We start from the raw sequence: 18597 nt of genomic DNA on the forward strand, positions 1-18597 counted from the left end.
GCAACACGGGAATCCGGTAAAATGGCCATCTGAATTGCCTCAACTCTGGATAATTATGAGTAAGGTATTCCACTAATGATGTTTTACGCTAGGCAATAAAGCCGAAAGCGAAGAGCAGGGGGCCGGCGGCAAGTGCGAGTTCGATAATGACCATCAGCCAGTTATAGATGGTATTGCCGCGATCTGACATCATGGAGATCAGGCGGCCAAAAAGTGTGAGCCCCCAGGAAACGCCAAGCGCGATCCACAGAAAGGGTTGTGAGAAAATCAGCGCGGATAGGCCAAGCCCGAGATAAAATCCCGCAAGAGGCCCACGAACAGCCGCAAGCGCTTCCGGATGTGCAGGAACAGTCTGAAGCCGCAAAGCCTTTAAGGCGATACGCGGTGCAAAAAACAGGATAAGTCCGAACACGACGGTGATGGCTGCGGAGAGCCAAGCCATCCACTCGCCCTGACTTGCCGGCCAGTAAAGTTCCATTCGCGATCACCTTCCCCACACAACTGATTCAACGCTTATACCTTTTATAACGCCGACCCGAAACTTGTCATGGGGCGGCGAAATGGTGACTTTTGAACCGAAACGTACTTTTGGATACAGAAATCGCCATTTGCAGCCCGCCATCGCGGGTTTGTTATAGAAAGCTTTGCGGATCGATATCAACCTGTACCCTTATCGATCCCCGCTCTTTTGGGCCTGCGCTGAGCATGGCGCGAATGAAGCCCTGAATATCCGCCTTGCGCGTACCGTGAATGAGCAGCCGGAAACGGTGGCGACCGCGTACCAGCGCCAAGGGTGCTTCCGCCGGGCCGAGAACATTGATCTGCTGTGACGTTGGCGCGGCGCGGCGCAATGCCCGGGCATGCCCTTCGGCCTCCGGGCGGGTTGCAGCGGAAATGATCAAGGCGCCTAACCTTCCAAACGGCGGGAGACCGGAACGTTCGCGCTCTTCTATTTCACGATCATAGAAGGCCTGAGCATCGCCCGAGACAATAGCACGCATCACTGGATGGTCCGGCTGATAGGTCTGGAGAAGGCCGGTACTCTTCTTGCCGGTTCGCCCTGCACGTCCCGTTACCTGATTGAGCAATTGGAATGTACGCTCTGCGGCGCGCGGATCGCCATTGGCCAAACCCAGATCGGCATCGACCACGCCAACCAGCGTCATGTTGGGAAAGTTATGCCCTTTTGCAACAAGCTGCGTGCCGATAACGATGTCCGCCTCGCCGCGTGCAATTGCATCAAGCTCCAGCCGCAAGCGCTTCACGCCCATGAGATCGGAGGACAGAACGATAATCCGCGCTTCCGGAAAAGTCTTTTCCACTTCTTCGGCAATGCGCTCCACACCCGGGCCGCATGCGACCAGATGGTCGAGCGTTCCGCAGGAGGGACAGGCATCCGGCTTTGGCTCGTGATGGCCGCATTGATGGCAGACAAGCTGTCCGCGAAACCTGTGTTCGACAAGCCAGCTCGAACAGCAGGGACACTGGAAGCGATGCCCGCAAACCCTGCAAAGCGTCAAAGGCGCATAGCCACGCCTGTTGAGGAAAAGCAGCGACTGCTCTTTGCGCTCCAAGGTTTGGTTTACAGCTTCCACGAGCGCAGGCGATAAAAACCCACCGGGTCGCGGCGGCGACCTGCGCATATCTATCGCGCGAAGGTTGGGCATTGCTGCCTCTGCGTAGCGGCCAGTCAGGCGGATGCGGGTGTATTTTCCCTGTATAGCATTGACCTGACTTTCTATAGAAGGCGTCGCTGATGCGAGGATCACCGGAAAATTGCCGATATGCCCGCGGACAACAGCCATGTCGCGGGCATTATAGAATACTCGATCTTCCTGCTTGTAGGCAGCGTCATGTTCTTCATCGACAATGATCAGGCCAAGATCATTGAATGGCAGAAACAGGGCTGACCGCGCTCCAGCCACAACCCGTACCTGCCCCTCCATGACCTGCCGCCATACCCGCTCGCGCATTTTGGGCGCAAGATCTGAATGCCACTCCGCAGGCTTGGTGCCGAACCGGTCATGAAAGCGGTCGAGAAATTGCTGAGTCAGTGCGATTTCGGGCAGCAGGATCAGTACTTGCTTTCCCTGCTCAATAGCCTTGGCGACCGCCTCGAAATAAACTTCCGTCTTGCCGGAGCCGGTAACGCCATCAAGCAGCGCAACCGAAAATCCTTCATTCGACACAGCTTCGACCAGTTTGTCTGCAGCTTCCGCCTGATCGCCGGAAAGAATCGCCTTTGCATAGTCAATATCGGGCGCTGCCACGACGGGACGCGGCGGAATCATCACCTGCTCGAACACACCCGCTGTATGAAGACCGTCAACGACTGTTGCTGACACGCCGGCCGCATGGGCAAGGCCTGTTCGTGTCCAGGCCATGCCATCTTCGGCCAGCTCGAGAACCCTAGCGCGCGCGCCGGTCATTCGCTCTGGCTCCTTTCCTGAAAAGCGCAAGCCTGGCACATGCGGCTCGGGATCGAAGGCGGCTGGCACGCGCAGCACCATGCGCGCAACCATCCCCGGTGGCGATATCGTGTAATCCGCTGCCCAGCGCATGAAACGCATCATGCCCTCATCGACAGGCGGGCAATCAAAAAGCTGCGAAATGGGCCGCAATTTCTTGGCCGCTACATCATTGGTCACATCGCTCGTAACAATACCTGCGACTTCTCGCGGGCCAAGCGGCACCCGTACGATGGAACCGGGTTTTACGTCCATTCCTTCCGGCACGGCATAGCTATAGGGCCGCTCAGCCGGCATTGGCACGAGCACCGGAACTATTTTTTGCGGGCTGGACGAATCTTCACTCATATGTGCGTGACCTTGACGCGGCTTTGGTCTAAAGAAAAGCCACTTTCCGGAGATATATCCCATCTCCTGTTTCAGGCCAGCGTCATATTAGGAAGGACTGCCCCGATGAAGTTTTTTGTCGATACTGCCGATGTAAAGGATATCCGCGAGCTTAACGACCTTGGACTGGTCGATGGCGTGACAACCAACCCTTCGCTCATTCTCAAATCCGGCCGCAGTATCCTGGAAGTCACCAAGGAAATCTGCAGCATCGTCAAGGGTCCTGTTTCCGCTGAAGTTGCTGCGGTTGAATATGAGCAGATGATGAAGGAAGCGGCGGTTCTCGCCAAGATCGCCGACAATATCTGCATCAAGGTACCATTGACGCTTGACGGCCTTCGTGCTTGTAAGGCGCTTCGTTCCGACGGCCATCTCGTCAACGTAACTCTGTGCTTCTCGGCCAATCAGGCGCTGCTTGCCGCCAAAGCCGGCGCAAGCTTTATTTCGCCGTTCATCGGCCGTATCGACGATATCGGCATTGATGGCATGGAGCTGATTTCCGAAATCCGCACCATCTATGACAATTACGATTATCCGACAGAAATCCTTGCGGCCTCCGTCCGCACGGTCAACCACGTCAAGAGCGCAGCTCTGATCGGTGCCGATGTTGTTACCGCACCACCAGCTACCTTGAAGGCACTGGTCAAGCACCCGCTGACCGATAAGGGCCTTGAGACCTTCCTCGCCGATTGGGCGAAAACCGGTCAGTCCATCGTCTAAGCGATCTGATAACCAATATTGAAAACGCCCGCTGATCGAAAACCAGCGGGCGTTTTCGTTTACAGCAAATCCGAATGATGCCTCTGCGCCACATCCGGATGCGAGCGTAAACGGCCTTTCAGATAGTTTCGGCCAACTTCGCGGAACAGAGGATTATCCGGATCGGTATCTTCCCCACCAGCTTCTGCTGCAAGCTCAGGAGGCAGGGTTAAAACCGGTACGTTGGCCTTCAGGTCTGCACCAAAGAAAAACGCGACAGACAGACGGTCTTTGCCGGAAGGCGGTGTCACGACCCGGTGCACTGTTGCTTTGAGATAACCATTCGACGCCAGTTCCAGAATCTCGCCAATATTGATGACGAATGTTCCGGGCACCGGCGTTGCATCAATCCATCCACCATCTTTTTCGACCTGCAGGCCGCCCTGCACATCCTGCAAAAGCAGCGTGAGGAAGCCACTATCCTTATGTGCACCAACGCCTTGACTGCTTCCGGTTGCGTCGCGCCCCGGATAGCGGATGATTTTCAGGTGCTGGTTGGGTGCATCCTGATAGATTGGCTTGAAAATGTCTTCGTCCTGACCGAGAGCCAAGGCAAATGCCTGTAACAACTCAATGGCAACGCGAGTCAATTCGCTCTGCCACTCAAGGGTGGTCAGCTTGAGGTCCGGCAAACCGGCAGGCCATTGATTCGGACCTTGCAAGCGCGACCATGCGGGAGAGCGTACGGTCTGCTGTATGGCTTCTCTTTCAGCGCCAATATCAAATTGCTCGCGCCAGTCCGCCTCGCCCTTGGTCCGTTCTCCACCGGCACGCGTATATCCGCGAAAGTGCGGTGAACGCACCATCTCCACCGCCAACTTTTCCTTTTCGGGCAGCGCGAAAAACTCTTTGGAAGTTGCAACAATCCGCTTTTGCAATTCGTCCGAAATACCGTGGCCGCTCAGATAGAAAAAACCGAACTCGCGTGCAGCATGCCTCAAATCCTCAAAGAACCCCTCACGTTGTGCCGGATCGCGATACCGCGAAAAATCAAGTGTCGGGAGGGTTGTGTTCGCCGGCGATCCGGTCATTGCGAATTCTCCAAAGTTCAGCGGTTATAAAGTCTATCCAGTATCTGGCGTTCATAAAAGGCCAATTCCGGCGAAGCATGACGCCGGGGACGCTCCACCGGAATGGTCAGATCAAGCGAAATCCGGCCGCTATCGATCACCACGACCCTATCTGCCAGCGCGACCGCCTCGGTGACATCGTGGGTTACCAGTACGGCGGTAAATTTCTTGGCAATCCAGATTCGCTCCAGCAATTGCTGCATCTCGATCCGGGTCAATGCGTCCAGTGCACCGAGCGGCTCGTCCAGCGCCAGTATGGAAGGATGGCCTACCAGTGCCCTGGCCAAAGCCACACGCTGCCGTTGTCCGCCCGACAGAACGGAAGGCCATTCACCGCCACGGTCGGCCAATCCCACCTCTGCAAGTATTTCCTGACTGTTACGGCGTGCAACTTCACCCTTTTCGATGCCGGTTAATCCGACCTCAACATTGGCGATAACCCGCGCCCACGGCAAAAGCCGCGGCTCCTGAAACATGATGCGCGTGCGCTTTTGTTCCTTGGCTTCCGCACCGTATACAATTGCGCCGGACGTCGGCCTGTCGAGTCCCGCCAGCAGCCGCAACAAAGTGCTCTTGCCACAGCCGCTTTTGCCGATAATCGCAACGAACTGACCTTCCTGCACATCAAGGTCGATGCCTTGCAGGACCCGTTTGTCCTTGAACTGTTTGGTTACATTGCGAAAGGAAAAAGCAAGCGTAAGTTGCTCTTCTTCAGCCTGTTCGCCCGGGGCCACAAACGAGGTATCCGTGAAGGCGCGGCGTGCTGTAACAGTTGCTGCGGTCATCTTTGTTCCTCAGACAGTTTGATAGGCCGGGTGCCATTGCAAGGAAAGCCGTTCGAGAAATCTCGCAAGCGCATCGGCCAGCTTTCCAAGCAGGGCATAGATCAGGATCGAAAGAACCACGACATCTATGAGCAGGAATTCTCGTGCCTGCATCGCCATATAACCCAGTCCGGACGAAGCAGAGATCGTTTCGGCAACAATCAGGGTCAGCCACATGATCCCGAGTGCATAACGCAGGCCGACAAAGATCGAAGGCAGTGCGCCGGGCAAAATCACCCGCAGGAACAATTGCCGTCGCGACATTCCATAAATGCGCCCCATCTCGACCAATTGAGGATCGACACCCTGAATGCCGAGCAATGTGTTCACATAGATCGGAAAGAACACGCCAAGCGCCACAAGGAACAGCTTTGCTTCCTCATCAATGCCAAACCAGAGAATAACGAGAGGTATCAGCGCCAAATGCGGAATATTACGAATCATCTGCAATGTCGTGTCCGTCAGCTCACGGCTGAGCGACGAAAGACCGTTTGCAAGGCCAAGTGAAAATCCGATGAGACCGCCCACCGCAAAGCCACTCAATGCGCGCAACGTGGAGATGCGGATATTCTCGATAAGCTCGCCGGAAAGCAGCAGTTTCCAGAACGCTTCCCCGACTGCAGAGGGTGCAGGCAGAACATTCGCGGGAATCAGTCCCGCCCTCGATGCTCCTTCCCACCCAGCCAACAGTAATGCGGGCAAAAGCCATCCCAATGTGCTGCGTCCAAATGAAGAGAGAGCCCTGCTCACGACGAGGCCTGCAAACGTTGGGGACTATGAATGCCCACGCCAAACTCGTTTTCCTGTGTCCGGCGAGGCTCGCGTTTCGCATTGCCAAGGCCAAGCACCGGGAACAATAGCTCTGCAACGCGGTATGCTTCTTCCAGATGCGGGTATCCCGAACCGATAATCGTATCGATCCCGATTTCCTGATATTCGCGGATACGTGCAGCAACGCTTTCCGGAGATCCTACGAGTGCAGTTCCCGCACCACCGCGAACCAGACCAACACCGGCCCAAAGGTTTGGCGCGACCACAAGCCTGTCACGTCTTCCACCATGCAGTTCCGCCATGCGGCGCTGCCCGACCGAATCCATCTCCTTGAGAAACCGTGCCTGCGCGACTTCTATCTGATCGTCCGTAATCTTGCTGATCAGGCGGTCAGCCGCAGCCCAAGCCTCATCTTCGGTTTCACGCACAATGAAATGCAGGCGAATACCGAAGCGCAGCTTACGGCCTTTCAGTGCTGCCTTGGCACGGGCGCGTTCAATTTTTTCAGCCACCTGAGCAACAGGTTCACCCCAAGTCAGGTACATATCCACCTGCTCAGCAGCCAGATCCTGTCCGGCATCAGACGAGCCACCAAAATAAAGCGGCGGGCGCTCCTGCGTTGGCAGAAGATCAAGTCTTCCACCGTCGACACGGTAATGCTTGCCGGCAAAGTTTACGGTTTCACCGGAAACCAGATCACGCCAGATTTTCAGGAACTCCGCAGCTTGCTCATAGCGCTGATCGTGCGGCAGGAAAACGCCATCTCCGGCAAGCTCTTTCGGATTTCCGCCAACCACAACATTCAAAAGCAGCCGCCCTTTGCTGAGGCGGTCCAGAGCCGCTGTCTGGCGGGCCGCAAAGACTGGTGAGGTAACACCCGGGCGCAGGGCAACCAGAAACTTAAGCCGCTCCGTCTGGGTGGCAAGTCCGGCCGCCGTAATCCACGAATCCTCGCAGCTTTGTCCGGTCGGCAACAGGACGCCGGGAAAACCCAACCGGTCTACCGCCTGCGCGATCTCGCGGAGATAATCATGCTCCGGCGGGCGCTGCTGCTGTTCAGAACCAAGGTAATTTCCATCGCCGTGAGTAGGGATGAACCAGAAGAAATCCAGTGGAAGTGTGCTACCGGAAACTGTCATCGGATATGTCCCGTCAGGTCTAGATCAATTCGTTGGTGCGGTCCAAACCGCATCGGAAATCTTGATCGCATTTGGAATGAGTTTCAGCTTGGCAAAGCGGTCTGCCGTTTCCTGCTGATGAGCTATGATTTCCGGAGTAATCGGCTCAACGCTAAATACGGAGCGGTTTGCAGCCAGGATTTGCGCATCCAGCGGCACACCGGTCACCTCATGCAGCGCCTCTGCAACTTTATCCTTGTTCGCGTTGGCCCACTTCGCCGCCTCGCCCAAGGCAGTGACTGTGGTTGTCACGGCGGCGGGCTGTGCAGCGGCAAAGTCTCTATTGGCAATGAAATAGGTTTTTACGTTCAAAACTTCACTGCTCAGAGCCAGAACGCGTGGCTTATAGCGAGTTTCCGCAATGGCAAAGAATGGGTCCCAAACGGCCCACGCATCAATCTTGTCGCTGGCAAATGCAGCAGCGGCATCGGCAGGGCTCAGATAGACCGGCGTAATTTCATCAAATCCGAGCTTGGCCTTTTCCAGCGCAGCAATCAGCAAATTATGCGCGCTGGTGCCTTTTCCAACACCAACCTTCTTGCCCTTCAGATCGGCTAGCGACTGAATTGCCGATTCCGGCTTTACGAAGACAGCTTCACCGGCACCATTGGAGGCAAGGGCGGCAACATAAACAATCGCAGAGCCTGCTGACTGGCCGAAAATCGGAGGCGCATCACCCACCCAGCCAACATCAATACTGCCGACATTGAGTGCTTCCACCAATGGTGGACCAGCAGTGAACTCAACCCACTTGACCGTAGCGGGCGCTATGGCTTTTTCAATCACCTTCTGTTGGCGGGCAACCACAGGCAGACCTGTTTTCTGATAGCCAATCTTTAGTTCCTTCAACGGCTCCGCCGCGAACGCACTGGAGGACATGAAAGCTGCTGCAAAGAATATGGCTCCAAGAGCTCGGCGTGTCAGTCTTGTCATGGTCCCTCTCGACATTACGGGCATGCGGCAAATCTTCCGCCCGACATGGAATTGGACCTATGTTATTTAACTCGACCACTCTAATAGAGAAAAGAAATTTCATAGAGGCACAGTAAAGACGATTAATTTTCTACGGGAGTCCGGAAGCATTGATATGCACCGCTTCTAACTCAATCGTCGCCGAAACTGCCGCTGAGTTTTAGGCCCTCAATAGTAGTTGCGCCATCCTTGCGCACGACTGTCATCGAACGTATTCCCGTCCGGGCTGTTATCTCATCGGCAAGGACTTGCGAGTGGGTCACAACCCACAGCTGTGTGCGAGCGGCAGCCTGCGCGATCATCTCGGCGAGCGCTGGCAGCATTGACGGGTGCAGGCTGGTTTCGGGCTCATTTAGTGCAACCAGACCCGGCAGGCGGTAGGACATCAGTGCCCCCGCAAGCGCAAGAAACCTTATCTGCCCATCTGACAATTCTTCGGGACGAAAGACCCGTTGTGGGAACTCAGGCAATCGCAGTCCAAACGTAGCCGTTTCCCCCGGCAAAGGCACGTCCAGCATGGCGCCCCCCAATGCATCGGCAATGCACGCATCAAGGTCCGCCGTGTCTTCGCGAATATGAACCAGCGTCGCAAAAACTGCCGCCAGATTTCGCCCGTCTTCGTCAAGCATGGGCGCGGTAATGGCCAAGGCCGGGCGTCTGATTGGCGAATCCCTGTCCGTGCGAAAGCCGTGATAAAACCTCCAGCCGAGAACCGTGGCCCGCAGATCGCCTATCTCGGGATAACGGCCTGAGACACCGATAATAGCCAGCGCGGTTTCCGAATCGAGCAGTTTGAGGGGATATTGTGTGCGCCTGCCCGCATCATCCCGCGCAGAAACGACCGGACCCTTGCGGTCCATCATATCGACCGGCCGACCACCGCTATCGATAGACAGCCCCTCTTCCTTGATTTGGGGTTCAAAAGCAAAGCCGGCTGCCAATGGCGGACGCAGGCCCAGCTCTACTTTGTAATTCGCACGTATGCCGCTGTCGTCATCTTCAAAACACGCATCAAAGCCCATGCGAACAGGCCCGGGTTTGCGCTTGCCGCTCCACAAGGCTGACTGCATGCCACCCTCGCGCGCGATTTCGTAGGAAAGTGAGCCTTCCGCCGCTGCTTTGATCAACTGCATGGAACGATAGAGATTAGACTTGCCAACACCATTCTCGCCAACGAACAGCGCAAGCTGGCCAATATCGAGCCGTATGGAGCGGAGCGACCGGTAACCGGTCGCAAAGAGTGAGGTCAGGCGCATCAATTGCTTCCGCCCGCAATCATAAAATCAGAACTTGGACAGGTCCTGTGCAACACTCAGGTTCAACGCCTCGGCAAGTTCCCGCGCTGCACGATTATTCGCATCACGAGCCGCCCGTGTGGCTGCAAAACGCTGTCTTGGCGAATCATAATTCGACGTAACGATCCGGGTCTGCTGGCCAACGACCTTGCCGTCTGACGTCCGGGTCAGAACATAGGTACCCGTCATACGAATCAAACCTGCCGTTGGCTGCCCTGATTTGTCGTTGGTTGCGTTCTGGATGAGTGCCAGAGACAGATTCTTTGAGCTTACCACGAGCCGCAGTGAATATGCGGGGCTGGCAGGCTGACCGGCACCACCGGCAAACAGGAAGATCATGTGATTACGCACTTCCTGCGTAACGCGGTCGTAAGGCTGATTGATGGAAACACTCGCCAGCTTGGAGCGCATGCTTCCGTTCACGCCAACGCTGCTACCGGCGGCAGGCGCTGAATCGGAATAAAGCGGCCGAACCTGACAACCACCTGCAACCAACGCCAATCCCACAACGCACAGGGATAATAAACGCTTGGGGCTGGAGCCCTGCATCCAACGATCAGACAACAACATTGATGATCCTCTGCGGTACGATAATGACTTTCTTTGGCGAATTGCCATTCAACGCTGCCTGTACAAAATCAAGCGCAAGCACGGCCTTTTCGGCCGTCAATTGATCCGCATCGCGGGCAATTGTCAAATCCCCACGCTTCTTTCCGTTGATCTGCACAGGCATGGTGACATCGTTCTCGACAATCAGCGCCGGATCGAACTCGGGCCATGGCCGGTGGGCAATCAAATCATCGCCGCCAAGCACCTTCCAGCACTCTTCGGCCAGATGCGGCATCATCGGTGCAATCATGGAGAGCAGCATTTCTGTTGCCTGCTTACATGCGCCGGTCGACACAGCGTCGGCTTCTCCCGCGGCAATCTTCTGCAGAGGTGCCACCAACAGGTTTACCAGTTCGTACAAGCGCGCTACGGCCTTGTTGAAGCCCAGTTTTTCAAGGTCTTCACCGACCAGCTTGACCGTGCGATGCGCCGCCTTCGAAATCTGCAAGGCGTCGCCGTCTCTCGCCGCAACCGGCTTCACGCCGCGCAAAGCTTCAGCCGCTTCCGAAACCAGCCGCCATACGCGCTGCACAAAACGATGAGCACCTTCTGCACCGGCTTCCGTCCAGATCACATCGCGCTCAGGCGGCGAATCGGACAGCATGAACCAACGGGCAGTATCAGCACCATAGGACGCAATGATGTCATCCGGATCGACAACATTTTTCTTCGACTTCGACATCTTCTCGATCGAGCCGATTTCGACTTCCTCGCCGGTGGCAATCAAAACCGCACGGCGTTTGCCGTCAGCTTCTTCCAACCGCACCTCTGCTGGAGTAACCCAATTGCCGTTTGCGCCGGTGCCAAGGCGATAGGTCTCATGCACGACCATGCCTTGTGTGAACAAGCCTTTGAAGGGCTCGCTTATGTCCAGATGACCGGCAACCTTCATCGCGCGTGTGAAGAAGCGTGAATAGAGCAGATGCAGGATCGCGTGCTCGATACCGCCAATATACTGATCAACCGGCAACCAGTGATTGGCGACTTTCGGATTGGTCGGCTCGTTTTCCCAAGGAGCGGTAAAGCGTGCAAAATACCAGGATGAATCAACGAATGTGTCCATCGTGTCGGTTTCGCGGCGTGCTGCCTTTCCGCAATTAGGGCATTTGACATGACGCCAGGTTGGATGACGATCCAGCGGGTTACCGGGGCGGTCAAACTCCACATCGTCCGGCAACTTCACCGGCAGGTCGGCTTTGGGAACCGGCACGACACCGCAATCGTCGCAATGGATCATCGGTATCGGACAACCCCAATAACGCTGGCGGGAGATACCCCAGTCACGCAAACGGAAATTGACCTTGCGCTCGCCTTGCTGGCGACCACCGATTGTCTGGTTTTCAAGCTTTTTCGCAACTTCGTCGAAAGCGGCCGCTGGGGTCAGGCCGTCGAGATAGCGTGAATTGATCATCACACCATCGTCGACATAGGCCGTTTCCGTAATCTGGAACGTCGCCGCATCCCCGCCTTCCGGCATGACAACCGGTACAACAGGCAAGCCATACTTGTTGGCGAAATCCAGATCGCGCTGATCGCCGGACGGGCAGCCGAAAATCGCACCCGTGCCATATTCCATCAGAACGAAGTTCGCGACATAGACCGGCAGCGTCCAGCTCGCATCCAGCGGATGGACGACGCGCAAACCCGTATCAAAGCCCTTCTTGTCAGCCGTTTCCAGCGCAGCAACAGATGTTCCGGCACGGCGACATTCCTCGTTGAACTCAGCCAAAGCAGGATTGCTCTCGGCAGCTTTCTTTGCAAGAGGATGGTCGGCAGCAATAGCAATGAACGACGCGCCAAACAGCGTATCGGGACGGGTCGTATAAACTTCGATCTCAGCGGCTTCAGGCGTGGCGGAGTTCCCATCCAGCGCCCAGCGGATCAGCATGCCTTCAGACTTGCCGATCCAGTTGCGCTGCATCAGGCGCACCTTGTCCGGCCACTGATCCAACCCGTCCAGCGCACCCAGCAATTCTTCGTTGAAATCGGTGATCTTGAAAAACCATTGCGTCAGTTCGCGCTGTTCAACCAGAGCGCCCGAACGCCAGCCGCGTCCATCAATGACCTGCTCATTGGCAAGCACCGTCATATCTTCCGGGTCCCAATTGACCTTGGAAGATTTGCGCGTCACCAGACCCTTCTCAACGAAATCAAGGAATAGTATCTGCTGGCGGTGATAATATTCAACGTCGCAAGTTGCGAATTCACGCGACCAGTCAAGCGACAGCCCCATGGACTTCAGCTGTTTGCGCATCGAATCGATATTCTGATAGGTCCAGGCCTTCGGGTGAACCTTGTTCTGCATGGCGGCATTCTCCGCAGGCATGCCGAAAGCATCCCAACCCATGGGATGCAGAACGTTGAAACCCTTTGCGCGCTTGTAACGCGCTACAACATCACCCATCGCATAATTGCGCACGTGCCCCATGTGAATGCGGCCTGAAGGATAGGGGAACATCTCAAGCACATAATAGGGATCACGCGGATCATCATTGCTGGTTTCAAAAAGCTTGGCATCGTCCCAAACTTTCTGCCAATGCTTTTCTGCCACACGCGGGTTGTAACGTTCGGTTGCCATGAACGGAATTCTCTTCCAAAGGATACTGGATTAGGGTGCGTCGAAGTTCAGGTCAGGGTGAGCCCAAAATGGTCGTTTTCGTGAACCGGAACGGAGTGAACTTTTGGTTCATCAGTACCGGAAACGTAGAAAAATGCCATTTGCAGGCCACCATGGCGTGAATCTCGCACACCCTAGTTGGGCGGACCTTCACCACGTATTAGATGAACCGTCAACCACTTGACACTTATCGGGCCTGCTAAAACCGGCTCGAAACTTATAAATAGGACAAGAACCTGCCATGTCGACTGTTGTTGATCAACTTTTTATCGTTCGTACTGCAATCGGCAAGGCATCGGTTGAAGCCGGGCGCAAGGAGGATTCGGTAACACTGGTCGCCGTTTCAAAAACCTTTGACGCTGATGAAATCCGCCCCGCACTGGAGGCCGGGCAACGAGTGTTCGGAGAAAACCGCGTTCAGGAAGCACAAGGCAAATGGCCAGCGCTCAGGGCGGAATTTCCCGACGTCGAATTGCACCTCATCGGACCGTTGCAATCCAACAAATCCGAGGACGCAGTCGCCCTCTTCGACGTCATCGAAACTGTCGACCGCGAGAAAATCGCCGCTGCACTTGCTATGGAAATGAAAAAACAGAATCGCTTTCCCAAGCTTTATGTGCAGGTCAATACAGGGTCGGAGCCGCAAAAGGCCGGAATTGAACCAAAAGATGCCGTGACTTTCGTCAAGCGTTGCCGCGATGTCCACGGCCTGACCATTGAAGGGCTCATGTGCATTCCTCCGGCGGATGAAAATCCCGGGCCGCATTTTGCCCTGCTGCGTAAAATCGCAGAGGAAGCTAAAGTCGAAAAACTTTCCATGGGCATGTCGGGTGATTATAAGACCGCCGTCGGTTTTGGTGCAACGTCCGTGCGCGTTGGTTCGGCAATCTTTGGTACGCGATAATATTTGACTTCATTGCATGCATTGCATACATTTTTGCTTCCGAGCTTATGGAGTTTGCCAATGGCTATGCTGACAATCCGGAATATCGATGAAGGTGTGAAAGAACGGTTGCGTGTTCGAGCCGCCCAGAACGGTCATTCCATGGAAGAAGAGGCACGGCTAATTCTGAAGCGGGCAACAGGCGGCATTACCGGAAAAGAGCTTTGGGATTTGTCTCGCGAAATGTTCGGAGAAGATGACGGTGTTGCACTCGAATTGCCAGATCGTCACAATGATCGACCACCGGTTAATTTTGAACAATGATCGTTCTTGATACCAACGTTATTTCTGAGCTTCTAGGCGTCAAAGCCGACAACGGCTTGCGCAAGTGGCTTGTCGGGCTTGATGACACGCCTCTCGCTACAACTTCGATCACGATCGCTGAAATTGAATTTGGAATACAGAGACTGCCTGCGGGAGCGCGCAGAAACCAGCTTCACACAGCCTTTGAAACCTATATCCGTACACTTCCCGTTTTGCCCTTGGACGATGTAGCTGCATATAAGGCTGGACAGTACCGCGCTTTGCGTGAATCCGCAGGAAGGCCAGCCACATTAGCCGATATGATGATTGCGGGTATAGTGAGTGTGGTAGGTGGCACATTGGCAACGCGCAATACCAAAGACTTTACAGGCCTGCCGCTTCAAATCATTGATCCGTGGCAGGTTCAGTAGATAAAACAAACCGTTCAAGTGGAGGAAATGAATGTCCGAGAAGGTATATCCCGTGCTGGCCAGCGCGAAGAAAAACGCGCTTATCGACAATGATACCTATCTCAGCTGGTACAAGCAGAGCATCAAGGACCCGGAAAAATTCTGGGGCAAACACGGCAAGCGTATCGACTGGTTCAAGCCCTATACCAAGGTCAAGAACACCTCGTTCACCGGCAAGGTTTCCATCAAGTGGTTTGAGGATGGCGTAACCAACGTCGCCTATAATTGCATTGACCGGCATTTGAAGAAGCGTGGCGATCAAGTTGCGATCATCTGGGAAGGTGACAATCCTTACCTCGACAAGAAGATCACCTATAACGAGCTTTACGATCAGGTCTGCCGCCTCGCCAATGTGATGAAGAAGCATGGCGTCAAGAAGGGCGACCGCGTAACCATCTACATGCCGATGATCCCGGAAGCATCCTATGCGATGCTGGCCTGCGCGCGCATCGGCGCCGTTCACTCCGTTGTCTTCGGCGGCTTTTCGCCAGACGCTTTGGCCGGACGCATCATCGATTGCGAATCCACTTTCGTTATTACTGCCGATGAGGGCATGCGCGGCGGCAAGCCGATCCCGCTCAAGGACAATACCGACAAGGCTATCGACATCGCTGCCAAGCACCACGTCATGGTCAAGAACGTGCTTGTTGTGCGCCGCACCGGCGGCAAGACTACCTGGGCCAACAGCCGCGACTTCTGGTATCACGAAGAAATCGCCTCGGTAAAAGGCGACTGCAAGCCGGAAAAGATGAAGGCGGAAGATCCGCTGTTCATTCTTTATACATCAGGATCTACGGGCAAGCCGAAAGGTGTCCTGCACACCACGGGCGGCTATCTCGTCTACGCCTCCATGACCCATGAATATGTTTTCGATTATCACGAAGGCGATATCTATTGGTGCACCGCCGATGTGGGCTGGGTTACGGGCCACTCCTATATTGTCTATGGCCCGCTCGCCAATGGTGCGACGACGCTGATGTTTGAAGGCGTTCCCAACTATCCTTCCGTGTCGCGTTTCTGGGAAGTCATCGACAAGCACAAGGTCAATATTTTCTATACTGCACCCACCGCCCTGCGCGCTTTGATGGGTGCTGGCGATGAGCCGGTCAAGAAGACGTCGCGTAAGTCATTGCGTGTTCTCGGTTCGGTTGGTGAACCCATCAACCCGGAAGCCTGGGAATGGTATTATCAGGTGGTTGGCGAAAAGCGCTCCCCCATTGTCGACACCTGGTGGCAGACGGAAACCGGCGGTATTCTGATAACCCCGCTCCCCGGTGCAACGGCTCTTAAACCCGGCTCTGCAACGCGGCCTTTCTTCGGCGTACAGCCACAGCTTGTCGACAATGAAGGCGATGTGGTCGAAGGCGCTGCAGATGGCAATCTTTGCATCGTCGATTCATGGCCGGGCCAGATGCGTACGCTTTATGGAGATCACAAGCGTTTCATTGAAGCCTATTTCTCTACGTACAAAGGCAAGTATTTTACAGGCGATGGCTGCCGCCGCGACAAGGACGGCTATTACTGGATTACCGGCCGTGTCGACGATGTTCTCAATGTCTCGGGCCACCGCATGGGAACGGCAGAAGTCGAATCGGCGCTGGTATCTCACGATACGGTTTCCGAAGCGGCAGTCGTTGGTTATCCGCATGATCTCAAGGGACAGGGCATTTATTGCTACGTCACTCTGATGGCTGGTCTCGAAGGAACAGATGAGTTGCGCAAGGAGCTCATCACCCATGTCCGCAAGGAAATCGGACCCATCGCTTCCCCGGACAAAATTCAGTTTGCGCCGGGCTTGCCCAAAACACGTTCGGGCAAGATCATGCGCCGGATTCTGCGCAAGATCGCAGAGGATGATTTCGGCTCGCTTGGCGATACATCGACACTGGCAGACCCGGCCGTTGTCGATGACCTGATTGCAAACAGACAAAACAAGAAGGGCTGATACTCGGGCACTGGCGATCTAGTTACGTGGGGTCGCCTTTGACTCGTTAGCTCCATAAGCACGCTTGCAATATCATCAATGCGTGGTTCGCCCTTCGACAAGCTCAGGACGGCTCGCCATGAGGAAGATTGTGCATGGCAGGGTTGCTTGCAGCCTCTCAAATGAGGTTTCTGCAATAACCAACCTTCCTCATGGTGAGCCCCGTCGAACCACGCATTTTAGGATCTGCAGCTAAATTAGCTTCCAACATTGTAAATGCTCCTCATGATGCAAGCCGCGGGTATGAAGGGCGCGAAGCACGCACAACACGTTTGCACGCAGGAGCTATCAGCAGCCAATTTGCTGTCTGATCAGATCGACCTCTTCTTTGGAGCTACAGACGTTCTCACAAGGGATTCCGTCGCTATCCCCGTCTGCGCGGCCATATCCATCGCACCAGATTTGCACCGCTTCTTCGCAGGAACTCACTTGCTTGCAGGTGATACGGGCCACCAATTTAAGCCATGGCGATTGCAATGGCCTTTCGCCCGTTTCGAACAGCGGGGCAGTATTGGCCGCAACGCCGAAGAATGTCGCCGCAAACAAACAAGATACGAAGGCAGAAACGCGCATGAATACCCCTGACAATGGTACTCATGCTACGCTACAACTAGAAGTAGATTTGTCTATACTACCTTCTATCTATACAAATCAGCCCGCGTTTGCGGCACAGCGGATATCCCGCGCTTGCGCTTGGAAGCCAGTGTCTGGTTGATTTGCACAGTGCCGCGTTCAAATGCCAGAGCGCAGCCCGTTAGGTAAAGCAGCCAGAGACGAGCTTTCGGTGCACCTACTTCTGCAATGGCCTCATCAAAGCGGGCATGCAGCCGGTCGGCCCAGATACGGCAGGTCTTGCCGTAATGCTCGCGCAGGTTTTCCGCATCATGCACCTCAAAACCATGACCTTCGAGGTTTTCGACTGTCATACCCAGATGATCCAGTTCACCGCCCGGGAAAATATACTTCACCAATGCCAGATGTTCGGCACTCTTGCGTCCAAAGGCTTTCTTGTTGCGTTTCATGCGGCGCGTGATGGCGTGATGCAGATACAGTCCGCCCGGCTTGAGCAGCTTGTGTACGCTTGAATAATAAGTGTCGTAATGCGCAATCCCGACCGCTTCGAACATGCCAATCGACGATATCTTGTCGAAACGCATCTGGGGATCTTTGGCCAGTTCCTCATAGGATTTGACGTGAATAGTGATTTTGTCCTCAAGACCTTCGGCCTTGATGCGCTCGCGTGCCAGTGCCGTCTGTGCTTCCGACAGGGAAACGCCTGTGCCGGTAACGCCATAATGCTTGGCAGCATAGATCAGCATGGCGCCCCAGCCGCAACCGATATCGAGAAGCCGTTCACCGGGTTTTAAGCGCAGTTTGCGGCAGATCAATTCCAGTTTGTCGGCTTGCGCCTGATCGATAGTGTTGTTCCAGTCAGTAAAATAGGCGCAGGTGTAGACCATCCGGTCATCAAGAAAGAGCTGATAGAACGCGTTCGACACATCGTAGTGATGCGTGATCGCCTCCTTGTTGGAACCGCTGACGTAAGGGTTTTTACCGCCAAGACCGGATGATCCGCTTTTGCCGCCGCCCAGCAGCAGAGCAGGAACATCCTTAAGCAATTGCCATTTCGGCAATGCCTTGATTTTCTCTTTCAGCTTGCCCTTTGGCCCGCGCTCGACAAGGTCAAACAATGTTCCATTCTTCACATCAATCTGGCCGGAAACCCACAATTCGACGATGGAGCCAATATTCGGTTTAAGGGCGAGTTGGCGTACGGTCATGGGATCATTGATCACCAATACGGGCCCATCAGCCACATCGCCAATGCGGGTTCCATCCCACAACTCCACTGAGAATTGCGGCTCGATCAGATCGATTACGGTGCGGATAATTCGGGCTGCCCGGTGCTCAGCTGCCATTTCTTGCCTCCAGGCACTGCATCAGTGCTTGCATGAAAATTATGAAACTCGATTTGCTCTAAGCAGGTTTCTGAAAACTGTCCAACGG

The 18597-nt window shown here is 54.9% G+C and carries 17 protein-coding genes; 5 read left to right on the plus strand and 12 right to left on the minus strand.

The annotated features are described in order from the left end of the window. Positions 1-88: 88 nt before the first annotated feature. The gene (locus PMI41_RS03885) at positions 89-478 is read right to left on the minus strand and encodes a DUF4345 family protein (protein WP_008121996.1); all 390 of its coding nucleotides are present in this window, start codon (positions 476-478) and stop codon (positions 89-91) included. Between the two features lie 154 nt (positions 479-632). Further along, the gene (locus PMI41_RS03890) at positions 633-2816 is read right to left on the minus strand and encodes a primosomal protein N' (RefSeq protein ID WP_008121997.1); all 2184 of its coding nucleotides are present in this window, start codon (positions 2814-2816) and stop codon (positions 633-635) included. Positions 2817-2921: 105 nt separating this feature from the next. On the opposite strand from PMI41_RS03890, the gene fsa reads away from it, so the two are divergent. After that, positions 2922-3575 (plus strand): fructose-6-phosphate aldolase, encoded by a 654-nt coding sequence (gene fsa / locus PMI41_RS03895; RefSeq protein ID WP_008121999.1) that lies wholly within the window; start codon positions 2922-2924, stop codon positions 3573-3575. Positions 3576-3634: 59 nt separating this feature from the next. Here fsa and PMI41_RS03900 read toward each other — a convergent pair whose 3' ends face one another. The 8 genes from PMI41_RS03900 to leuS form a co-directional block, all read right to left on the minus strand. After that, on the minus strand, positions 3635-4645 hold the full coding sequence (locus PMI41_RS03900; RefSeq protein WP_008122001.1) for an isopenicillin N synthase family oxygenase: 1011 nt from the start codon (positions 4643-4645) through the stop codon (positions 3635-3637). Positions 4646-4662: 17 nt separating this feature from the next. Continuing rightward, positions 4663-5469, minus strand: coding sequence for an ATP-binding cassette domain-containing protein (locus PMI41_RS03905; RefSeq protein WP_008122002.1), 807 nt, complete (start codon positions 5467-5469; stop codon positions 4663-4665). Between the two features lie 9 nt (positions 5470-5478). After that, complete coding sequence (locus PMI41_RS03910; RefSeq protein ID WP_008122005.1) at positions 5479-6258, minus strand: ABC transporter permease subunit; 780 nt, start codon at positions 6256-6258, stop codon at positions 5479-5481. Further along, positions 6255-7418, minus strand: coding sequence for an FMNH2-dependent alkanesulfonate monooxygenase (gene ssuD / locus PMI41_RS03915; RefSeq protein WP_008122007.1), 1164 nt, complete (start codon positions 7416-7418; stop codon positions 6255-6257). The genes PMI41_RS03910 and ssuD overlap by 4 nt, the downstream gene beginning before the upstream one ends. Positions 7419-7442: 24 nt before the next feature. Continuing rightward, positions 7443-8390: an aliphatic sulfonate ABC transporter substrate-binding protein gene (locus PMI41_RS03920; RefSeq protein ID WP_008122009.1), complete on the minus strand. Its 948-nt coding sequence runs from the start codon at positions 8388-8390 to the stop codon at positions 7443-7445. Between the two features lie 170 nt (positions 8391-8560). Next, positions 8561-9685: an AAA family ATPase gene (locus PMI41_RS03925; RefSeq protein ID WP_008122011.1), complete on the minus strand. Its 1125-nt coding sequence runs from the start codon at positions 9683-9685 to the stop codon at positions 8561-8563. Between the two features lie 27 nt (positions 9686-9712). After that, entirely contained in the window at positions 9713-10294 is a 582-nt protein-coding gene (gene lptE, locus PMI41_RS03930) for an LPS assembly lipoprotein LptE (protein ID WP_008122013.1), read from the minus strand. Then, positions 10281-12911 carry a leucine--tRNA ligase gene (gene leuS / locus PMI41_RS03935; RefSeq protein WP_008122015.1) on the minus strand — a complete coding sequence of 877 codons (2631 nt, stop codon included), beginning with the start codon at positions 12909-12911 and terminating at the stop codon, positions 10281-10283. The genes lptE and leuS overlap by 14 nt, the downstream gene beginning before the upstream one ends. Positions 12912-13191: 280 nt before the next feature. Between leuS and PMI41_RS03940 the strand changes: the two genes are divergently transcribed. The 4 genes from PMI41_RS03940 to acs are packed head-to-tail and all read left to right on the plus strand — an operon-like array spanning position 13192 to position 16551. Continuing rightward, complete coding sequence (locus tag PMI41_RS03940; RefSeq protein ID WP_008122017.1) at positions 13192-13854, plus strand: YggS family pyridoxal phosphate-dependent enzyme; 663 nt, start codon at positions 13192-13194, stop codon at positions 13852-13854. Between the two features lie 60 nt (positions 13855-13914). Next, positions 13915-14157, plus strand: a complete 243-nt coding sequence (locus tag PMI41_RS03945; RefSeq protein ID WP_008122018.1) for a hypothetical protein — start codon at positions 13915-13917, stop codon at positions 14155-14157. Then, the gene (locus PMI41_RS03950) at positions 14154-14567 is read left to right on the plus strand and encodes a type II toxin-antitoxin system VapC family toxin (protein WP_008122020.1); all 414 of its coding nucleotides are present in this window, start codon (positions 14154-14156) and stop codon (positions 14565-14567) included. The genes PMI41_RS03945 and PMI41_RS03950 overlap by 4 nt, the downstream gene beginning before the upstream one ends. A 31-nt stretch (positions 14568-14598) precedes the next feature. Further along, positions 14599-16551 carry an acetate--CoA ligase gene (gene acs / locus PMI41_RS03955; protein WP_008122022.1) on the plus strand — a complete coding sequence of 651 codons (1953 nt, stop codon included), beginning with the start codon at positions 14599-14601 and terminating at the stop codon, positions 16549-16551. Positions 16552-16878: 327 nt separating this feature from the next. Here the strand turns inward: acs and PMI41_RS24550 are convergent, their stop codons facing one another. Together PMI41_RS24550 and PMI41_RS03965 are read right to left on the minus strand one after the other, a co-directional pair. Continuing rightward, positions 16879-17163 (minus strand): excalibur calcium-binding domain-containing protein, encoded by a 285-nt coding sequence (locus PMI41_RS24550; RefSeq protein WP_008122025.1) that lies wholly within the window; start codon positions 17161-17163, stop codon positions 16879-16881. A gap of 65 nt (positions 17164-17228) precedes the next feature. Continuing rightward, entirely contained in the window at positions 17229-18509 is a 1281-nt protein-coding gene (locus tag PMI41_RS03965) for a cyclopropane-fatty-acyl-phospholipid synthase family protein (protein WP_008122027.1), read from the minus strand. Positions 18510-18597: the final 88 nt, after the last annotated feature.

This window comes from Phyllobacterium sp. YR531, from assembly GCF_000282595.1.
Taxonomy (GTDB): domain Bacteria; phylum Pseudomonadota; class Alphaproteobacteria; order Rhizobiales; family Rhizobiaceae; genus Phyllobacterium.